Source organism: Xanthomonas euroxanthea (assembly GCF_900476395.1).
Lineage (GTDB): Bacteria > Pseudomonadota > Gammaproteobacteria > Xanthomonadales > Xanthomonadaceae > Xanthomonas > Xanthomonas euroxanthea.
The window spans coordinates 54474-73137 of sequence record NZ_UIHB01000007.1; the positions used below are offsets into that span (position 1 = coordinate 54474).

The window sequence follows — 18664 nt, forward strand, 5'->3', positions numbered from 1 at the left end:
CACTAACAATTAGCCAACGCGATAAACCGTGCAAAAATCACGAAATCCGCGTCGCCTGCAAAAATCATGTGCCGAAGTGTGATTTCAATTAGTGTTCCAGATGCGTACGTCCACAGATGGCGTTTCCCACACGCCGTGCGCTGCGGACCAGACTGCCATGCATCACCCGGCAACGTGGCCAAGGCGTTCTTTGCCGGGAATTTGGCCCTGTTTCGCAACATGCCCGGAACCGCGCGCACCAAGACCACTGCATGCAACGGCATTGACATCAGTGCACTGCGGGCACAACCACTGCGCAGGGCACCGCACTTTTTTGAATGCCGATTGCAACCGCAGCGTCACGCGAGGGTTATCTGACTGTCATTGCCACGCCGCGTCGGCCACGCATGCACAGCCGTGGGATGCGTGGCCAGCTCCTGGCTCGAGCAGATGGCGTGGGGTCTCGCAGGCCGTCGATGGGCGGTACGTCCCCGGCATCGCCAAGGCGCGCAGAAACCACGGCGTCCGGCGATGGCGCCGGTTCAACACCTGAGGCACGTCACATGCCGGCCGCATCGCTGTGCTGCGGCCCACCTCTCCCATGCATTGCGCGCGGAGTGACAACAAAACGGCGCGCCACGGCATCGGCCGCAGCGCGCAGTGCATCAGCCCAACGGTTCGTCGGACAGATAGGTGTACCCGGTCAACCCTGCTTCCAGTGCGTCGCTCAGTTCCTGCGCGCGCTCGGGCGATAGCTGCGCGGCGGCAATGCGCTCGGCATAGGTCGCACGCAGCGTGTCCAGCTGATACCCCACGTAGTCCAGCATCACATCGGTGGTATCGCCACGACGCTGCTGCGCGATGCGATAGCCGTCGCCATCCACGGCCACTTCCACCGCATCGGTATCGCCGAACAGGTTATGGATGTCGCCGAGGATTTCCTGGTAGGCGCCAACCAGGAAAAAGCCGATGCGATAGCTCTGCCCCGGGTTCAACGTGTGCAGCGGCATCGAGCTGTCCAGGCTTTCGTTCTCGACATAGGTCTTGACCATGCCGTCGGAATCGCAGGTCATGTCGGCAATGATGCCGCGCCGCTGCGGCGCTTCGTTCAGGCGCTCGATCGGCACGATCGGAAACACCTGATCGATCGCCCACACATCCGGGATCGACTCGAACACGCTGAAGTTGACGAAGTACTTGTCCACCAGCCGCTCGTTGAGTTCGTCCAGCACCGGGCGATGGCTCTTTTCGTCGAAGCTCAGGCGTGCACGCACGCCGTGCGCGATCGCATAGAACAAGTCGTCGATGCGCGCGCGGTGGGTCAGGTCGATCTGGCCCAGTGCATACGCACTCAAGCCTTCGGCATGGAAATGCTGCGCCTCCTGAAACAGTTCCACCGCCGGGCGCACATCGAGCTCGTCATGGATCTCGCGCAGGTGGCGGATCGCCGCCGGTTCGTCGTCGTGGGCGTCGGGCACGCGGCCTTCCGGTGCCTGCTCCACTTCGGACACGTTGGCGATCAGCACCGCGTGGTGAGCGGTCATGGCGCGGCCGCATTCGGTGACGATGCGCGGCGGGGCCAGGCCGTGCTCTTCGCAGGCGCTGGCCAACGGCTGCACGATGTTGCTGGCGTAGGAGTGCAGGCCGTAGTTGATCGAGCAATAGCTGCGCGAGCGCGTGCCTTCGTAGTCGATACCCAGGCCGCCGCCGACGTCCACGTGGCTGATCCTGGCGCCCAGCCGCGACAACTCCACGAAATAGCGCGTGGCCTCGCGCATGCCGTTGGCGATGTCGCGCACGTTGGAGATCTGCGAGCCCATGTGGAAATGCAGCAGGTTCAGGCTGTCGGCGTACTCGGTGTCGCGCAGCGTCTTCCACAGGTCCAGCACCTGACGCGGCGACAGCCCGAACTTGGCCTTGTCGCCGCCGCTGTTCTGCCACTTGCCCGCGCCCAGCGAGGCCAGGCGCATGCGCACGCCCAGGCCCGGCTTGACGTCCAGCGCGCGCGCCTCTTCCAGCACCAGCTTCAGCTCGGAGGGCTTTTCGATGACGATGAAGGTCTGCAGGCCGAGCTTGCGGCCGATCAGCGCCAGGCGGATGTATTCGCGGTCCTTGTAGCCGTTGCAGACGATCAGCCCGCCCGGACGCGACAGCGCCAGCACCGCCATCAGCTCCGGCTTGCTGCCCGCTTCCAGGCCGAAGCCGTCACCGTGGTGGCTGGCCAGGGTGCCGGCCACGCCGCGATGCTGGTTGACCTTGATCGGGTACACCGCGGTGTAGCCGCCGGCGTAATCCCATTCGGACTGCGCCTGCGCGAACGCCGCCTGCAGCTTGCCCAGGCGCTGGCCCAGGATGTCGGGGAAACGCACCAGCAGCGGCAGCTTGGCGCCGGCCGCGCGCGCGGCGTCCACCACCTCGGGCAACGACACCGACGGACCGTCGCTGGTCGGCGTGACCACTACATGTCCGGCATCGTTCACGTCGAAATACCCGTCGGCCCAATGCGGGATCGAATAGGTCTTGCGGGCTTGGTCGAGGGACCAATCGCTCATTTCGCTGACTCGGCTGGGGCAAAAAGGGCGTGAAGTGTAACGCCTGGCACGCGCAGGGTCCGTTACAATCCGCGCCGACTTCACGCCCTGCTCCTGGTCGGAGCGGGGTTGGCAGGGGGTCGGGACGGCCGCCAGCAGCTTGCTTGCACGCGGCGGCGCCCGCCCCTCATCCGGCGCTTCGCGCCACCTTCTCCCGGCGGGAGAAGCAACAGCCCCCATCTTTAGGACTTTGCATGAGCGCCAACGACAACTGGTACATCGAACACTTCCAGCCGACCGGCTCGGCCATCGGCTTCCGCATCAGCGGCAAGCTGGACGAGGTGCAGTCCCCGTTCCAGAAGATCGAGATCTACCAGACCACCGACTGGGGCAAGCTGATGCTGATCGACGGCGCGGTGATGCTGACCAGCCGCGACAATTTCTTCTACCACGAGATGATCAGCCACCCGGCGCTGTTCACCCACGCCGCGCCCAAGCGCGTGGTGATCATCGGCGGCGGCGACTGCGGCACACTGCGCGAGGTGCTCAAGCACCCGGGCGTGGAAAGCGCCACCCAGTGCGATATCGACGAGCAGGTCACCCGCATGTCGGAGAAGTATTTCCCCGAGCTGTGCGACTCCAACCACGACGCGCGCGCCGAGCTGTTGTTCGACGACGGCGTGGCCTACATGGCCAACTGCCCGGCCGGCAGCGTGGACATCGTGATCGTCGACTCCACCGATCCGGTCGGCCCGGCCGAAGGCCTGTTCAACAAGGCCTTCTACGAGAGCTGCTTCAAGGCACTGAAGGACGACGGCATCCTGGTGCAGCAGTCCGAATCGCCGCTGGCGCTGCTGGAGCTGATCAAGGAAATGCGCACCGAAATGGGCAAGGCCGGCTTCCAGTCGTTCAAGACGCTGCCGTTCCCGCAGCCGTGCTACCCCACCGGCTGGTGGAGCGTGACCATGGCCAGCAAGCAGGCCAACGCCGATTTCGCTTTTCGCCAGGACGCCGCGCAGGCCAAGGGCTTCGAGACGCTGTACTACACCGCGCACCTGCATACCGGCGTGCTGGTCGCACCGCCGTTCGTGGCCAAGGCGCTGGGCGAGTACGCGTAACTGACAGCCCGTTGCGCTGCCGGCAGGTGCGGGTGGCGCGCCGGGAGCCATGGGAGGCGTGGTTCCCGCCGGTTCCGGGCCGCGGCCGCGCCCGCCTGGCGATCGGCGCAGTCGTTTGTCGGTCCTGGCCGTGGCCACGGCCAGGTACCGTGGCGAGCGCCTACAACCGCGCCAGCACCTCGGTTTTCTTGGCGTCGAACTCCTCCTGGGTGACCAGCCCCGCATCCAGCAACTGCCTGAGCTTGCTCAGCACCTGTATCGGATCGTCCGCGGCGGCTGCCGTGCTCGGCGATGCAGACGGCATGCCGCCCTGCGCGCCGGGTGCATGCACCACCACGCCACCGGCCGAGGCGCGCAACTTGTCGAACTCCAGCTGCTGGCGTTTTTCGTAGGCCGATTCTTCCACCTGCTGCGCATAGGCGTAGACCCGCCGGGCCTGTTTCTTGGGCAGGCTGTCGATGGACAGGTAGCCGCCCTGCGTGGTGCGGCACATGATCGTCGCTCCCAGCATCTGCTCGCTCATGTGCACGTCGAGCACCTCGCGCCAGGGGACATCGCGAAACGTCATCCCGAACAGCGTGGGGTGCACCACGATGAATCTGCGAGTGGTCAGCACCACCGCGGCCGGCGACAGGTTCACCACCATTTTCTTCTGCACCGCGATGTACTCGACCTGCTCGTCCCGCGTCAGCAACTCGTTTACCTTGGGCAGGATCTTGCCCACGGCCACCGGGTCCTGCTCGTCGGCCAGGAATTGCGTAAAGACCTCCATACCTTCCTCGTCGTGATCGCCTGCGCCGCAGCGTTGTCCTGTATGACACCACATCCGTGCCTTCGTGGTGCCGATCAGAAACCCGGCCAGCAATGCACAGTGCCGGATCGCTGAGTGCTTCAGGCAGCCCCAACGGGGCAACAAGACGGATGTCGCCATCGCCTTGCTGTGGGCACCACGCTGGTTTTATCGCCGGCGCGAAAGCGGACTCCGGCGCCGGAGCTCAGCACTTCAGCACGATTGATCGTGATGTCTTCGTCGTCGTACTCGTCGGCATGCAGGTCGTTCGTGTGGGGCGCGCTCACACTGACATGCTGGCCGATAGCCACACCGCAGCCTGTACCCAGAGCGGCCACCGACGTCGAAGCCCGCCACGCCGATGGCCACGGCACGCCCTGCGTGCCAAGTCGCCGGCTGCATGCAGTGCGCCGCCCGGATACAGCGACAGGATGAGCCTTAGATGACGCTGCAAGCTGTTGATTCTTCAAACCGTTCCACTCCCGGAACATTTCATTTGTTAAACAAATGTAATTACCATACTTCCAAGTTCTAAAATTCACCGGACCGATCCCTCGCGATCATCGTGAACCTGCCAGACGCGTGATTCCTCCGCGCCGACAAGGTCCGGAGACTTGCCATGCATTACCAGCCGCTGGACACCTCCAGCCTGCAAATCGTCACGCCGGTGTTGCTCAAGCAGGGCACCCGGCTGCTCGAGCCCAACGTCTATCGCACGCATCTGGATGGACAGCTGGCGGTGGTCAAGGACTACAGCCGCTACCGCCGCACGCTGCTGGCGCCGGTCGCGCGGCTGATGGTGCGCCACGAGGCAAAGATGCTGGCCCGCCTGCACGGTTGGCGGCATGCGCCGGCCCTGCTCGGCACGTTGGGTGGTCTGGCGCTGGGCATGGAGTTCATCCCCGGCGACACTCTCAGTGCCAGTGCGGTGGTCGGCCAGGAAGTCTTTCAACAATTGCAGCAGGCACTGCGTCGCCTGCATGCGTTCGGCATCACCCATAACGATCTGCACGGCACCAACGTGGTGGTCAGTGCCGGGGTGCCGGTGTTGATCGATTTCACCTCGGCCTGGCGCTTCCCGCGCTGGTTGCGGCGCGGCACGCTGGCACGCCAGCTGCAGCGCAGCGACGTGGCCAATTTCCAGAAGATGCGCCAGCGCCTGGCCGGGATCGCACCGACCGCCGACGAGGCCGCACGCAGCGCCGAACCGCGCTGGGTGGGCACCCTTCGCGGCGGCTGGAAGCGGCTCTATCGCCGCCTCAAGCGCGGCGCGTAAACAGCTCGGAGCCGCCTGACGAGCATCCGTCAGAGAGGTGCGGACCGCGCGGGGAACCGGCTTGTAGGAGTGGTCCACGCCGCACTTGGCAGCGGCTGCACCGCCTGCCGGTGAGCACAGTCGCTGTGTCAGCGGCTCTCAGCCGCCAACAGCACCATCAGTGCTCCACCGCCGCCGACCCGGCGGGTGCCTTGTAGGCGATCAGGCGCGGCGCGTCGGCGATGAAGCGGTCCAGCACGCCATCGGCAATCTTGACCGGGCCCCCGAAGCGCGTGGCGCCGGGAATCGAGACGATTGCTGCGGCTTCGGCCGCGATCCGCTTGGCATCGGCAAACGCAACGGACGCCTGCGCGTCACCACGATTGGCGGCATCCAGCCCGGCCGCGGTCTGCTGCAGCGCGCGGCCCCAGCCGTCCATCGCTTCCAGCCAGGGACGCGACTGTTCCGCAAAGCCCTTGTCGGCCACGCCCGTACGGATGATCTGCGGCGCAGCCGCGAACGCGTCCGCCGTGCGCGCCAGTTCGGCGATGGCCTGGCTGCGCGCTGCCGCATCGCCGAGCGCAATCGTCTCGCGTACATGGTCGAGCACGGCCTTCAGGCGCGGTGCCTGTTCCTGCCACGGCTGGCTGCCGAAGGTTGGCGCCAGATGCTGGGTATCGAAGAAGGTCAGCAGCGCGGCGGTCACCTGCGCGTCGCCACCGGCCAGGTCGCGCGCGGCCGCGTGCCAGGTGCGCTGGGCGTCGTAGCCGGTGTCGTTCCATGCGAACGCGGTCAGCCCCATCACCGCGACCCGGCTGGGCACTTCCTGATTCATCGGGTTGGAGACGATGCCGGACAACTCCGCCGACAGGCCGGCTTCGCGCCGCGCATACGGGGCCATCAGCAGGCGCCCGGCCGAGGTTTCGAAATCGTTGACCGGGTAGTTGTCCCACAGCAGCGTCTTGCGGCCGAATGCCTTGGTGGCCGCGCGTGCATCGGGAATGGAAATGGCCGGCGGCACCACGTCGGTGCCGGTCCACTGCACCACGATCTTCGGGTCCAGGTGCTTGCGCAGCGCTTCCTTGTACGGGCTTTCCTTGGCGTCGTAGTACTCGGTCGGCACCATGATCAGTTCCGAAGACGCATCGTGGCGGGCCACCAGGTCGGCCTGCACCAGATTGAGCAGGTACGACTGCGCGATGCCGGCCGCCTGCGCGCCGGACGCGCCGAAGGTGGTCTTGTCGCGCTCGCAGTTCCACTTGGTGTATTCGATATCGTCCAGCGCCACGTAGAAGCTACGCACGCCCAGCGCGCGGAAGGCATCGAACTTGCGCAGCAGTGCCTTGGCATCGGCCGGATCGGAGAAGCACACCGTCGGCCCCGGCGAGATCGCATAGACGAAGTCGACGTGATTGCGCTTGGCGGTGGCCGCCAGCTTGCCGAGCGCCTTCAGCGTCGCGGCCGGATACGCCTCGCGCCAGCGGTCGCGCGCATACGGGTCGTCCTTGGGGCTGTAGATGAAGGTATTGGCCTTGCTGCGGGCGAGAAATTCGATGTGCTTGCTGCGGTCGGCCATCGACCATGGCGCGCCGTAGAAGCCTTCGATGGTGCCGCGGATCGGCATCGCCGGATGATCCTGGATCGCCAGGGCCGCAATGGCCGGGCGCTCGACCAGCTGGCGCAGCGTCTGCGCCGCATGGAACAGGCCATCGTTATCGTGGCCGGCCAGCGTGATCAGGCTGCCGGTGCCGCGCGCCACGCTGGCCAGCGTATAGCCCTCCGTGTGGGTGTCCTGCACCGCCTTGCTGCGCGTCAGCGCATCGCGCACCACTGCCGCCTCACCGGTGCCGAGCACGATATGCGGGCGGTCGAGCGTGGCCGGCAGACGCGCCGCAGTGGCGATCTTGGTGACGCCGGCCGTGCCGAGGATGCGGCGCACCAACGCGACCGCCTCCGGATCTGCGCCCGGCGCCACCACCAGCACCACCGACCGACCCAGCGTGACCGTGCCGCCGTCCAGCGTGATCGCGACCGGCGTGGGGAAGATCGCCGGCTGGGTGACCGGCTGCGCCAGTGCGGGGACTGCCGCCGCTGCCAGGCCTGCTGCCAGCCACAGCGAGAGCGGGCGCAAGCCCGACGTTCCAGCGCGTCGCTTCATCCCCGAACTCCGGTATTGAAATGGTATTAGGCCCTAGAGTAGGCAAGTCCTCGCGTGGCGACAAGCAGGCGCGGCCTTTTGGCGTCCTGGCTCGATTTGGGAACGGCAAGCAGGGTGAAGCGCCTCAGGCGGATGCCGAGGCTGGCCTGTGGTGCCGGATCCGGTCTTCGGTATTGAAATGGTATGAGAACGCTGGCTGGCGGCTTATAGCAGCCTAGCTTGAGGAGCGCCCGCGCGACTGCGTCGAGGGCGACCCCGGCTCAGCATTGCGTGCCCACCTCAGCCGTCGACGGCCGCGTGCCACCCTGGAGGACGCAGTGACCGGCGATGCACTGCGCACGCCATGGCACTGCGTCGCCGCACTCAGCCGATCGTCGGTCGCCGACTGGCGCGGTATGGTGTTCCGGCAAGCGGGCGGTTGCCCAGGCTCCAGGCGCACCGTCGCCGACGTCGCTGCCCGCCGGCGCGCTTACAGCGCGTCGCTATCCAGCTCGCCGGTGCGGATCCGCACCACGCTGCCCAGGTCGTAGACGAACACCTTGCCGTCGCCGATCTTGCCGGTCCCGGCCGCGGTCACGATGGCCTCGACCACGCGCTCGGCCTGGTCGTCGGTCACCGCCACTTCGATCTTCACCTTGGGCAGGAAATCGACCACGTACTCGGCGCCGCGATACAGCTCGGTGTGCCCCTTCTGGCGCCCGAACCCCTTGACCTCGGTCACCGTGATGCCCGCCACCCCGCAGCCGGCGAGCGCTTCGCGCACATCGTCGAGCTTGAACGGTTTGACGATGGCCATGATCATTTTCATCGGTGCAGTACCAAGGGCATGACGGGGCGCGCAGCATACCGTGGACGGCCATAACACTCACCCCATGGCGTACCGCCGTCACCGCGGCCGACAGCCGAATGGGACTATCCTTACCGCCTGCCGACTGCCTTGCCGATGTTCCGCGTGTCCCGGCCTGCACTAGGCTTCCTACGGACCTGCGGAGAACACCCATGATCGATTTCAACCAGCTCGACGACCTCGCCCGCCGCCTCAGCGACCTGGTGCCGCCGGGCCTGCGCCAATCGCGCGAAGAACTGCAGAGCACCTTCAAGGGCGCGCTGCAGGCCGGCCTGGGCAAGCTGGACCTGGTCACCCGCGAAGAGTTCGACGTGCAGCGCGCGGTGCTGCTGCGCACGCGCGAGAAACTCGACGCGCTGGAACAGGCCGTGGCCGCGCTGGAAGCCCGCGCGCCCGCGACGCCGCCCGCGGCGGCGCCCACCGCTCCCTGACCAGGGCCTTCCATCATGAGTCTGGCGCTGGTGCACAGCCGTGCCCGCGTGGGGGTGCATGCGCCTGAGGTTCGGGTGGAAGTGCACTTGTCCGGCGGGCTTCCCTCCACCCAGATCGTGGGCCTGCCCGAGGCTGCGGTACGCGAATCGCGCGAACGCGTGCGTGCGGCGCTGCTGTGTGCGCAGTTCGAATTTCCCGCCCGGCGCATCACCATCAACCTGGCCCCGGCCGACTTGCCGAAGGAAGGCGGCCGCTTCGACCTGCCGATCGCCCTCGGCATCCTGGCCGCCAGCGGCCAGATCGATCGCCAAACCCTGGCCGATTACGAATTTCTCGGCGAGCTCGCGCTGACCGGCGAATTACGTGGCGTCGATGGCGTACTGCCGGCCGCCCTGGCTGCCGGGCAGGCCGGCAGACGGCTGATCGTGCCGCTGGCCAACGGCGCCGAAGCAGCCATCGCCGGGCACGTCGAAGCCTTCACCGCGCGCACGCTGCTGGAAGTCTGCGCCGCGCTCAACGGCAGCCAACGGGCACCGGCCGCCGAGGTGGCGGTGCCGGCGCTCGGCGCGCGTGCCCTGCCCGACATGGCCGATGTGCGCGGCCAGCCGCATGCGCGTCGCGCGTTGGAGATCGCCGCCGCCGGTGGCCATCATCTGCTGCTGGTCGGCAGCCCCGGCTGCGGCAAGACCCTGCTCGCCTCGCGCCTGCCCAGCCTGTTGCCCGAAGCCAGCGAAGCCGAGGCACTGGAAACCGCTGCCATCACCTCGGTCAGCGGCCGCGGGCTGGATCTTGCGCGCTGGCGGCAGCGGCCTTACCGGGCCCCGCACCACACCGCCAGCGCGGTCGCGTTGGTCGGTGGTGGCACCCATCCGCGTCCCGGCGAGATCTCGCTGGCCCATCACGGCGTGCTGTTTCTGGACGAGCTCCCGGAGTGGCAGCGGCAGACGCTGGAAGTGTTGCGCGAGCCCCTGGAATCGGGGCTGGTGACGATTTCGCGCGCAGCGCGCAGCGTGGATTTCCCGGCGCGGTTCCAACTGGTTGCTGCCATGAACCCGTGTCCGTGCGGATGGGCCGGCGACGGCAGCGGGCGGTGCCGCTGCAGCAGCGACAGCATCCGCCGCTACCGCAGCCGCATCTCCGGTCCCTTGCTGGACCGGATCGATCTGCATGTCGACGTGCCGCGACTGCCACCGCATGCCTTGCGCAGCGGCAATCCCGGCGAAGACAGCGCCAGCGTGCGTACACGCGTGGTCGTCGCACGCGAACGGCAACTCGCCCGTGCCGGCACACCCAACGCACAACTGGATCAGGCACAGACCGATCATCATTGCCACCTGCAGGGCGACGATCAGGTGCTGCTGGAACGCGCCATCGAACACCTGCAGCTCTCCGCGCGCTCGATGCATCGCATCCTGCGCGTGGCTCGCACCATTGCCGATCTCGACGACAGTGCAGCCATTGCCACCCGGCATCTGACCGAGGCCATCGGCTACCGCAAACTGGATCGTGCGGTGGAGACGGCGAGCGCGGCGTAGTGCGCCGACCCGGGTGCGTCGAGGCGACCGCCCGCCCGCCGCACCCCCCATTCCACGCCGTTGGTTAGGACGCTAAGCACTTCAGCAGGGCAGGACGGTCGACCGCTTCATCGCACCGTCGCTCGCTGCCTGTGCGCCTGCAATGAGCGTGCACGCGCCTTTCTCTGGCGGCACGGCATTGGCCCCATACGTCCAACCGCTCTCTCCGGCGTCGCAACATCCATTTCATGGCAATGCACGTACAACGTCCGCCACACCACTGCGCAGAGGCCGCCATGAGCCGACATCCCGACCTAGTCACCGTCCCGTCCCTGGATCTGAATCGCTATCTGGGCACCTGGTACGAGATCGCACGGCTACCGATTCGCTTCGAGGATGCCGATTGCACCGATGTATCGGCGCACTACTCGCTGCAGGACGATGGCACGGTGCGGGTGCAGAACCGCTGCCTGACCGCCGAAGGCGAGCTGGAAGAGGCCGTCGGCGAGGCGCGCGCCATCGACGACAGTAACGCGCGGCTGGAAGTCACCTTCCTGCCCGAAGGCCTGCGCTGGATTCCGTTCACCAAAGGCGATTACTGGGTGATGCGCATCGATGCGGACTACACCGCCGCGCTGGTCGGCGGTCCCGACCGCAAGTATCTGTGGCTGCTGGCAAGGCTGCCGCAGCTGGACGAAAACATCACCCAGGCCTATCTGGCGCATGCACGCGAGCAGGGCTTCGACCTGGCCCCGTTGATCCACACCCCGCATACCGGGCGACTGACCGAGCAGCCACTTCCCTGAGTGCTGCACACGGCTGCCATCGCAGTCTGCCCGGTGGCCAGAACGCGCGTCCTCGGCCAGCGAATGCTGGTCCGCAGGGGATTGGGTCGCACCGATAGATCGACTGCGGAGCTGGATCAAGAGCGGCTGATCTGCGGCCTGGTTGCAGGGCCCTTGCCTACCCTCGCGCCTACCCACCCTCGCGGGACACGCCGTGACTCCGTTCCCGGAGACTCTTCTGCGGCGTCCATGCCGCACAAGGCCCCGCGGCGGTAGGCGAACAAGGACCACTCAGGATGGTCGCTGTGCCTGGTGCAAGCAGTGCAGGGCTTGGGGTGTCTGGGGTGTGCGCGGCCGGCGTTCCATCGCAAGCCAGGCAGCGGACACCCCCTCAACACGCAACCTACAAACGTCTCATCTGCCCGCCGCACGCCGACTGGCAGGAACGCGGCCGACCGATTTACCGGTGCGGTAGCCCGGCCGGTTACGGAGCCTTTGGCGGCATGGATGCCACCAAGGACCCCTAAGGATGGACGACCTGTCCTGCAAGCGGTGAGGGCACGCACCCTCGGACCTATCCGCGCCTCCGACGCTCCGGCATTGAACGACTGCGCAGACCGGACTGCAGCCCGACTCAACCGTTGAGCGTGCCCAGATCCTTGGCCGCAGCCTGCGCGCCTTCCAGGCTGTCGAAGGCAACACCGGTGTCGCCGACCACGTACTTGGTCAGCTCGCCATCGCGGGTGGTTTCCTGCATCTTGAAGATCGGCACTGCATCGGTGCCGCCGACGCGTTCTTTCTGCGTTGTCATGGTGATTCCTCCAGGGAGAGTGCCTTGCACGGAGCCGGATGGCGCCGCGGCTCCCACGCGGGAGCACAGACGACCCGACCCTAGCGCGCCGTCTAGTGCAGGGGCGTGAATCCATTGACGAGGCCGATTCCCACGGCGCCCGGCACCATCATTTGCAGAAAATCACATCCGCTTCGCCCCGCGGACGCGCGCAACCCACGCGTCTGTCGTACATTCGCGACGTGCAGCCTCATCAGTCCACCGTCACTCTCTCCACCGTCTTGCCGCGGCATGCCCGCGTGCGGTGCAACTACGCCGCGCCGTTCGTGGGGCGATGCATGTCAGCGCTGCCCTGCGCGGGTTGTCGTGCGTGAGCACGCCTCCCCGCAGATGTGGGTGGTGAGGTGAAGCGTCAACGCATCATCAGTGTGACCGTGTTGCTGGTGCTGCTGTGCGCAACGCTTCCGATCAGCCTGTCCTACTACCTGGCATGGCGGCTGGCGCTGGACCGCGAGGAAGGCAAGCTCGCGCAACTCGCGGCATTGTCGATCCGGCGCACCGAAACCGCCTTTGACGAGGCACACGGTGCGCTCTTGAGCATGGGCGCATCGCCGCTGCAGCCGTGTTCCCAACCGCATCTGGCGCAGATGCGCGCGCTGGTGCTGGCCAGTCATTACATCGTCGAACTGGGCTACCTCCAGCAGGGCCGGCTGCGCTGCACCTCGTGGGGCCCATCGCCGGAGGTCGTGGCGCACACCGCTGCCGACTTCGTGGTCAAGCGCGGCATCGCGGTCACCACGCGGTTGCGCCCGCTGGCCAATCCGCACCACCCGCTGATGGCCTTGCAGTTGCGGGACTACAACGTGCTGATCAATCCGACCACGCTGACCGACATCAATCTGCCGCCCGGCCTGCAATTGGCGATTGGCACGCCGGACGGCCAGATACTTAGCAGCACCGGCACCGCCGCCGAGCAGCTGCTGATCGCGCTGCCGACCGCTGCATCCGGCCCCGGGCCGGACGCCCAGGCATTGTCCGGCCGCGACCGCCGCGGCGACTGGGCCGCGGTCGTCACCGAGCCGGTGGCCTATCTGCGCGGGCCGCTGGCTGCTGCACGGCTGCAGGTGGTACCGGTCGGCATCGCGCTGGCGCTGCTGTTGGTCAGCCTGGTGATTTGGGTCTCGCGGCGGCGGTTGTCGCCGCTGGCGCGGCTGGAAATCGCCGTGCAGCGCAACGAGTTCGTGGTGCACTACCAGCCGATCATCGCGCTCGACACCGGCGCCTGCGTCGGTGCCGAGGCGCTGGTGCGCTGGCAGCAACCCGATGGCGTGTTGATCCCGCCCGATGCCTTCATCCCGCTGGCCGAAGAGAGCGGCCTGATCCTGCCGATCACCGATCTGGTGGTGGCCGAAGTCATCCGCGACCTCGGCCCGACCCTGGCGACCGACCCTTCCCTGCACGTGGCCATCAATGTCTCAGCCGACGACATCAAGAGCGGCCGTGTGCAGACCGTGCTGGCCCGGGCGCTGCATGGCACCAACGTGGACAGCGGACAGTTGTGGGTGGAGGCGACCGAACGCAGCCTGATGGACATCGAAGCGGCGCGCACCACCATCACCCACCTGCGCGGTGCCGGCCACACGGTGTCGATCGACGACTTCGGCACCGGTTATTCGAGCCTGCAGTACCTGCAAGGCTTGCCGCTGGATGCGCTGAAGATCGACAAGTCCTTCGTGGACACCATCGGCACCCACTCGGCCACCAGCGCGGTGACCTCGCACATCATCGACATGGCCAAGACGCTGCAGCTGCGCACCATCGCCGAAGGCGTGGAACGGCAGGAGCAGCTGGACTATTTGCGCGCGCACGGCGTGGACCTGGCGCAGGGCTGGCTGTTCTCGCGCGCGCTGCCGGCCACCGGCTTCATCGCCTACCACGCGCTGATGCGCGGCGGCGCGCACTGACCAGCGCCGCTACGGCGTCAACACCGACGTGGAGCCGTGACGGCGAGTCGTCGACCAACCGGGCACGGCGATCCAGGCGCGGCAATCAGCGGGATGCACACACGGCCTGCTCGAATCGCGGCCAAGACGGTTCGCCGGTGCCGAAGGCAGCGAGGTTGCACGCCGACCAGGCGCACGCTCGTGTGGCCGCCAGGCCGGATTGACTGGCCCGACAAGAAAAAGGGCCGCCAGTGGCGGCCCTTTCGATCAGGCGCCTTGCAGGGCACCTTCGCGTTGGCGACGTACCGGCCTGGGCCGGCTCGGGAACGCATGCCGCACGATCCGCCACATCACCTGGCCGAACTGACGCGGCAGCGAGCCGGTGTTGTAGTGCTGGCCGTAGCGCGCACAGATCTGCTTCACCTCGACCGCAATCTGCGCGTAACGGTTGGCCGGCAGGTCCGGGTAGAAGTGATGCTCGATCTGGTGGCTCAGATTGCCCGACAGCACGTTCATCAGCTTGCCGCCGGTGAGGTTCGAAGACCCCCGCAGCTGACGCAGATACCAGTGACCGCGCGACTCGTTGCGGATCGACTCCTTCGGGAACACTTCCGCATCTGCGGTGAAGTGACCGCAGAAGATGATCACGAAGGTCCAGATGCTGCGCAGCACGTTGGCGGCCAGGTTGCCCAGCAGCACGGTCAGGAAGAATGGGCCGGCCAGCGCCGGGAACACGATGTAATCCTTGAGCATCTGGCGGCCGATCTTGCGGCCGACCGGCAGGAACGAGGCGCGTAACTCGGCCGCCTTCATCTTGCCCGCGAACCAGCGGCCCAGGCGCAGGTCCTGGATCGCCACGCCCCATTCGAACAGCAACGCGAACACCACCGCAATGAACGGCTGCAGCAGGTAGAACGGGCGCCAGCGCTGCTCGGGGAAGATGCGCAGCAGCCCGTAGCCGATGTCGTCGTCCATGCCGCGCACATTGGTGTAGGTGTGGTGCTTGAAGTTGTGCGTCTTGCGCCAGTTGTCGCCGGTGGCAACGATGTCCCACTCGTAGGTGTTGCCGTTGAGCTGCGGGTCGCCCATCCAGTCGTACTGGCCGTGCATGACGTTGTGGCCCAGCTCCATGTTCTCCAGGATCTTGGACAGCGTCAGCAGCACCACACCGGCGATCCATGCCGGGATCAGCACGCTGTGCACGAACGCGCCCAGGAACAGCAGCGCGCGTCCGGCCACGCCGGTCCAGCGCACCGCGGCCACGATGCGGCGGATGTAACGCGCATCGGCGGCGCCGACCTGGGCCTGCACGCGGGCGCGGATGGCATCGAGCTCGTCGCCGAAGGACTGTAGTTCGGCAGCGGACAGGGCGCGGTTGTGGACTCGGCTCATGAGGATTCCTTACAGATCCAGGATCAGGTCAGTGCTCGGGGCACTGATGCACAGGCGGACCTGTGCGGTGGGTTCGTTGCTGCGCTCGCCGGTCAATAGGTGGCGCGTGGTGCCGGCCTGGCGCGCGCAGGCGCAGCTGTTGCAGATGCCCATGCGGCAACCGTGCTTCGGCCGCAGGCCTTGCGCTTCCAGCCCCTCCAGCAGCGACTGGCCGCGCGGCAGGGTCAGCGTACGGCCGCTGCGTGACAGCTGGACCTGCACCTCACCGGCTTCGCCGTCGTCCAGCACCGGCACGCTGAAGGCTTCGGCCTGGAACGCGGCCACGCGGCCCTGCAGGCGCGCGCGCGCTGCCTGCACGAAGCCGCCCGGGCCGCAGACCATGACGTGGCGGCTGGAGAGATCGGCGACCTGCTCCAGCGGGTAGCCATCGATGCGCGCAGCCGGCGTGGCGCCTTCGCGGGTGGTCAGCAGGCGCACGCGCAGGCGCGGATGTGCGGCGGCCATCGCCTCGAATTCCTCGACGAAGCAGGCTTCGTCGCGCTGGCGCACCCAGTACAGCAGGTCCACGTCCATCGGCATGCCGGCCTGCGCGGCGGCCTGCAGCAGCGCGCGCATCGGGGTGATGCCCGAGCCGGCCGCCAGCAGCAACAGCGGCGTCGGGGCGGCCGGCAGCAGCATGTCGCCGAAGGCCGGATCCAGCGACACCACCGTCCCGATCGGCGCATCGCCGGCCAGGTAGCGGCTTACCAGCCCGCCCTCGATCGCCTTGACGGTGATCGCCAGGCGGCCATCGGCCAGCACGGTCGGGCTGTAGCTGCGCAGCAGGCGGCGGCCGTCGATCTCCACGCCCAGGCTCACGTGCTGGCCGGCCTGCAGCCCCTGCCAGTGGCCGTTGGGCCGCAGCACCAGGGTCACCGCGTCGCGGCTGGCCGGCGTGCGCGCGACCAGGCGGGCCATTGGCCGTTCCAGGGTCCACAGGGGGTTGAGCCGGGTTGCCCAGAAATCGAACAACTGCGGCGACACCAGCCGGCGCGCCAGGCGCGTCGGCAATGGGGACTTGGACTTGGGGTCGGATGCCAGGTTCATGGATTGCACTATACGCATGCATGCACAGCCGTGTATACAGTTGTATATCGATCAGAGGAGCTATGATTCAGGCCCACGCCCGGCTACCGCCTCATGACCTCCATCGCCCTGCCTTCCAACGACGCGCCGCCGTCACGCAAGCCGGCGATTTCACGTGAGGATCTGATCGCCGCGGCACTGTCGCTGATCGGACCACACCGCAGCCTGTCCACGCTGAGCCTGCGCGAAGTGGCCCGCGAAGCCGGCATCGCGCCCAACAGCTTCTATCGCCAGTTCCGCGACATGGACGAACTGGCGGTGGCCCTGATCGATCTGGCCGGGCGTTCGTTGCGCACCATCATCGGCCAGGCCCGTCAGCGCGCCACCTCCACCGACCGCAGCGTCATCCGGGTATCGGTCGAAGCCTTCATGGAACAGCTGCGCGCCGACGACAAGTTGCTGCACGTGCTGCTGCGCGAAGGTGCGGTGGGCTCGGATGCGTTCAAGCAGGCGGTGGAGCGTGAGCTCAGCTATTTCGAAGACGAGTTGCGGGTGGACCTGATCCGCCTGGCCGCCGCCGACAACGCCAAGCTGCATGCGCCGGCGCTGGTGTCCAAGGCGATCACCCGGCTGGTGTTTGCGATGGGTGCGGTGGCGATGGACTCGCCGCCGGAAAAAGACCCCGAACTGATCGAGCAGATCTCGCAGATGCTGCGCATGATACTCACCGGTGCACGCACCTTGGGCACGCACGGCGGGTGAGCGTGGCCTGACGCTGGAAAGCCACCGGTCTGTCTCGCGTTGACCGGTGACGCATGCTCGCTTCGAGCGATACGCCTGGCTGGTTGCCTACGCATCAAGTCGCACGCATGCGCTGTCGGTGCGTCAATGACCTGCGCGCAATAAGGTGCGCAGTCCGCGTGCATAGCCACGCCAGGTGCATGCAAGCGCCTGTGCATGGATATCGGCACATGCCGCGTTTTGTGCAGACAAGCGAACATGGCGATCGCTGAAACATCGGCAGTGCCTGTTTGTCTTCAAAGCCATCCAACACCCGCAAGGCGATACGGTCGTACGTCTATCTTCTATCGACCAGCCTCATCCATGGCGGCGAATGCACAGTTCAGTCTTGTCGCGGTGGTGCTCACATCCAAGCACACGCGTTTCACTCCTGGCTGGCCAAGGTGGGCCACGTTCGCGATCTGCTCGACAGACGCACCTACAGGCACACGGAGACGACATGAGCAACCACGACACCCCTCTCGACAAGCAGGAACGCAAGGCCGAAGCGCAGGATCTGAACCGCGATCCGATCTCCGGTACACCCGGTTCGCATCCGGTCGGTGTGGGTGTGGGCGGCATCGCAGGCGGCGCTGCTGCCGGTGCGCTGGCCGGCACCGTGTTCGGTCCGCTGGGCACACTGATCGGCGCGGCGGTCGGCGTGGTGGCCGGTGCCGCAGCCGGCAAGGGCGTGGCCGAGCGCCTGGACCCGACGGTGGAAACCGAATACTGGCGTCAGGAGCACCAGAACCGTCCTTACTACAAGGAAGGCACTGATTACGACCGCGATTACGCCACCGTCTACGGCTTTGGCCTGCAGGCGCGCGAAACACGTCCGACCAGCACCTGGGAAGAAACCGAGGCCACGCTGGCTGGCGAATGGCCGCGCAATCGCGGCGAATCGCGCCTGGAATGGGAAGAGGCACGCCTTGCCGCGCGCGATGCCTGGGAGCGTGCCGATCGCACGCATAGCGTCTATCGCGAGGGCGATACGCATTACCAAGGCCGTTTCGACAGCGCGAGCTATCGCGACGCCGAATATTCCTACGACGATTATCGCCCTGCCTATCGTTACGGCATGCAGGCACGTCAGCAATATGTCGGCCGCCAGTGGGACGACCATCTGGAACGCGACCTGGGCGATGGCTGGGACCGTTTCAAGTCCAACTCACGCCTGAGCTGGGAAAAGGCCAAGCATGCCGTGCGCGAAGCGTTCGATTCGGAAAATCACGATCAGGCTGCACGTCGCAACCCGACCGACCCGCGCGTCTAAGGTGTCGCGGCC

The 18664-nt window shown here is 66.8% G+C and carries 15 protein-coding genes; 8 read left to right on the forward strand and 7 right to left on the reverse strand.

Annotation, left to right across the window (positions count from 1 at the left end; all coding sequences use genetic code 11):
• Nucleotides 1-644: 644 nt before the first annotated feature.
• Nucleotides 645-2531, reverse strand: a complete 1887-nt coding sequence (speA, locus tag CPBF1521_RS19435; RefSeq protein WP_104584899.1) for an arginine decarboxylase — start codon at nucleotides 2529-2531, stop codon at nucleotides 645-647.
• Between the two features lie 233 nt (nucleotides 2532-2764).
• On the opposite strand from speA, the gene speE reads away from it, so the two are divergent.
• The gene (gene speE, locus CPBF1521_RS19440; protein ID WP_115677995.1) at nucleotides 2765-3628 is read left to right on the forward strand and encodes a polyamine aminopropyltransferase; all 864 of its coding nucleotides are present in this window, start codon (nucleotides 2765-2767) and stop codon (nucleotides 3626-3628) included.
• A 160-nt stretch (nucleotides 3629-3788) separates the two neighbouring features.
• On the opposite strand, the gene CPBF1521_RS19445 is transcribed toward speE, so the two are convergent.
• Nucleotides 3789-4400, reverse strand: a complete 612-nt coding sequence (locus CPBF1521_RS19445; RefSeq protein ID WP_104584958.1) for a PH domain-containing protein — start codon at nucleotides 4398-4400, stop codon at nucleotides 3789-3791.
• A 637-nt stretch (nucleotides 4401-5037) separates the two neighbouring features.
• On the opposite strand from CPBF1521_RS19445, the gene CPBF1521_RS19455 reads away from it, so the two are divergent.
• Nucleotides 5038-5694 (forward strand): RIO1 family regulatory kinase/ATPase domain-containing protein, encoded by a 657-nt coding sequence (locus CPBF1521_RS19455; protein ID WP_164739214.1) that lies wholly within the window; start codon nucleotides 5038-5040, stop codon nucleotides 5692-5694.
• Nucleotides 5695-5851: 157 nt separating this feature from the next.
• Here the strand turns inward: CPBF1521_RS19455 and CPBF1521_RS19460 are convergent, their stop codons facing one another.
• Complete coding sequence (locus tag CPBF1521_RS19460; protein ID WP_115677997.1) at nucleotides 5852-7831, reverse strand: glycoside hydrolase family 84 protein; 1980 nt, start codon at nucleotides 7829-7831, stop codon at nucleotides 5852-5854.
• A 469-nt stretch (nucleotides 7832-8300) separates the two neighbouring features.
• Nucleotides 8301-8639 carry a P-II family nitrogen regulator gene (locus tag CPBF1521_RS19465; RefSeq protein WP_016904463.1) on the reverse strand — a complete coding sequence of 113 codons (339 nt, stop codon included), beginning with the start codon at nucleotides 8637-8639 and terminating at the stop codon, nucleotides 8301-8303.
• Between the two features lie 191 nt (nucleotides 8640-8830).
• On the opposite strand from CPBF1521_RS19465, the gene ubiK reads away from it, so the two are divergent.
• From ubiK to CPBF1521_RS19480, 3 genes are all read left to right on the forward strand, one after another.
• Nucleotides 8831-9109 (forward strand): ubiquinone biosynthesis accessory factor UbiK, encoded by a 279-nt coding sequence (ubiK, locus tag CPBF1521_RS19470; RefSeq protein ID WP_115677998.1) that lies wholly within the window; start codon nucleotides 8831-8833, stop codon nucleotides 9107-9109.
• Nucleotides 9110-9124: 15 nt separating this feature from the next.
• Nucleotides 9125-10645 carry a YifB family Mg chelatase-like AAA ATPase gene (locus CPBF1521_RS19475; RefSeq protein ID WP_115677999.1) on the forward strand — a complete coding sequence of 507 codons (1521 nt, stop codon included), beginning with the start codon at nucleotides 9125-9127 and terminating at the stop codon, nucleotides 10643-10645.
• Nucleotides 10646-10920: 275 nt separating this feature from the next.
• A complete protein-coding gene (locus CPBF1521_RS19480; protein WP_161960161.1) occupies nucleotides 10921-11430 on the forward strand; it encodes a lipocalin family protein in 510 nt (169 codons plus the stop codon).
• Nucleotides 11431-12043: 613 nt separating this feature from the next.
• Here CPBF1521_RS19480 and CPBF1521_RS19485 read toward each other — a convergent pair.
• A complete protein-coding gene (locus CPBF1521_RS19485) occupies nucleotides 12044-12220 on the reverse strand; it encodes a hypothetical protein (protein ID WP_010374782.1) in 177 nt (58 codons plus the stop codon).
• Between the two features lie 383 nt (nucleotides 12221-12603).
• Between CPBF1521_RS19485 and CPBF1521_RS19490 the strand changes: the two genes are divergently transcribed.
• Complete coding sequence (locus CPBF1521_RS19490; RefSeq protein WP_115678000.1) at nucleotides 12604-14163, forward strand: EAL domain-containing protein; 1560 nt, start codon at nucleotides 12604-12606, stop codon at nucleotides 14161-14163.
• 246 nt (nucleotides 14164-14409) lie between these two features.
• Here the strand turns inward: CPBF1521_RS19490 and CPBF1521_RS19495 are convergent, their stop codons facing one another.
• The gene (locus CPBF1521_RS19495) at nucleotides 14410-15534 is read right to left on the reverse strand and encodes a fatty acid desaturase family protein (protein ID WP_104584885.1); all 1125 of its coding nucleotides are present in this window, start codon (nucleotides 15532-15534) and stop codon (nucleotides 14410-14412) included.
• Nucleotides 15535-15543: 9 nt separating this feature from the next.
• Nucleotides 15544-16620: a ferredoxin reductase gene (locus CPBF1521_RS19500; protein ID WP_104649968.1), complete on the reverse strand. Its 1077-nt coding sequence runs from the start codon at nucleotides 16618-16620 to the stop codon at nucleotides 15544-15546.
• A gap of 93 nt (nucleotides 16621-16713) precedes the next feature.
• Here CPBF1521_RS19500 and fabR point away from each other — a divergent pair, with 93 nt between their 5' ends.
• Complete coding sequence (fabR, locus tag CPBF1521_RS19505; protein ID WP_104584881.1) at nucleotides 16714-17361, forward strand: HTH-type transcriptional repressor FabR; 648 nt, start codon at nucleotides 16714-16716, stop codon at nucleotides 17359-17361.
• Between the two features lie 478 nt (nucleotides 17362-17839).
• Entirely contained in the window at nucleotides 17840-18652 is an 813-nt protein-coding gene (locus tag CPBF1521_RS19510; protein ID WP_104584879.1) for a hypothetical protein, read from the forward strand.
• The last annotated feature ends 12 nt before the right edge of the window (nucleotides 18653-18664 follow it).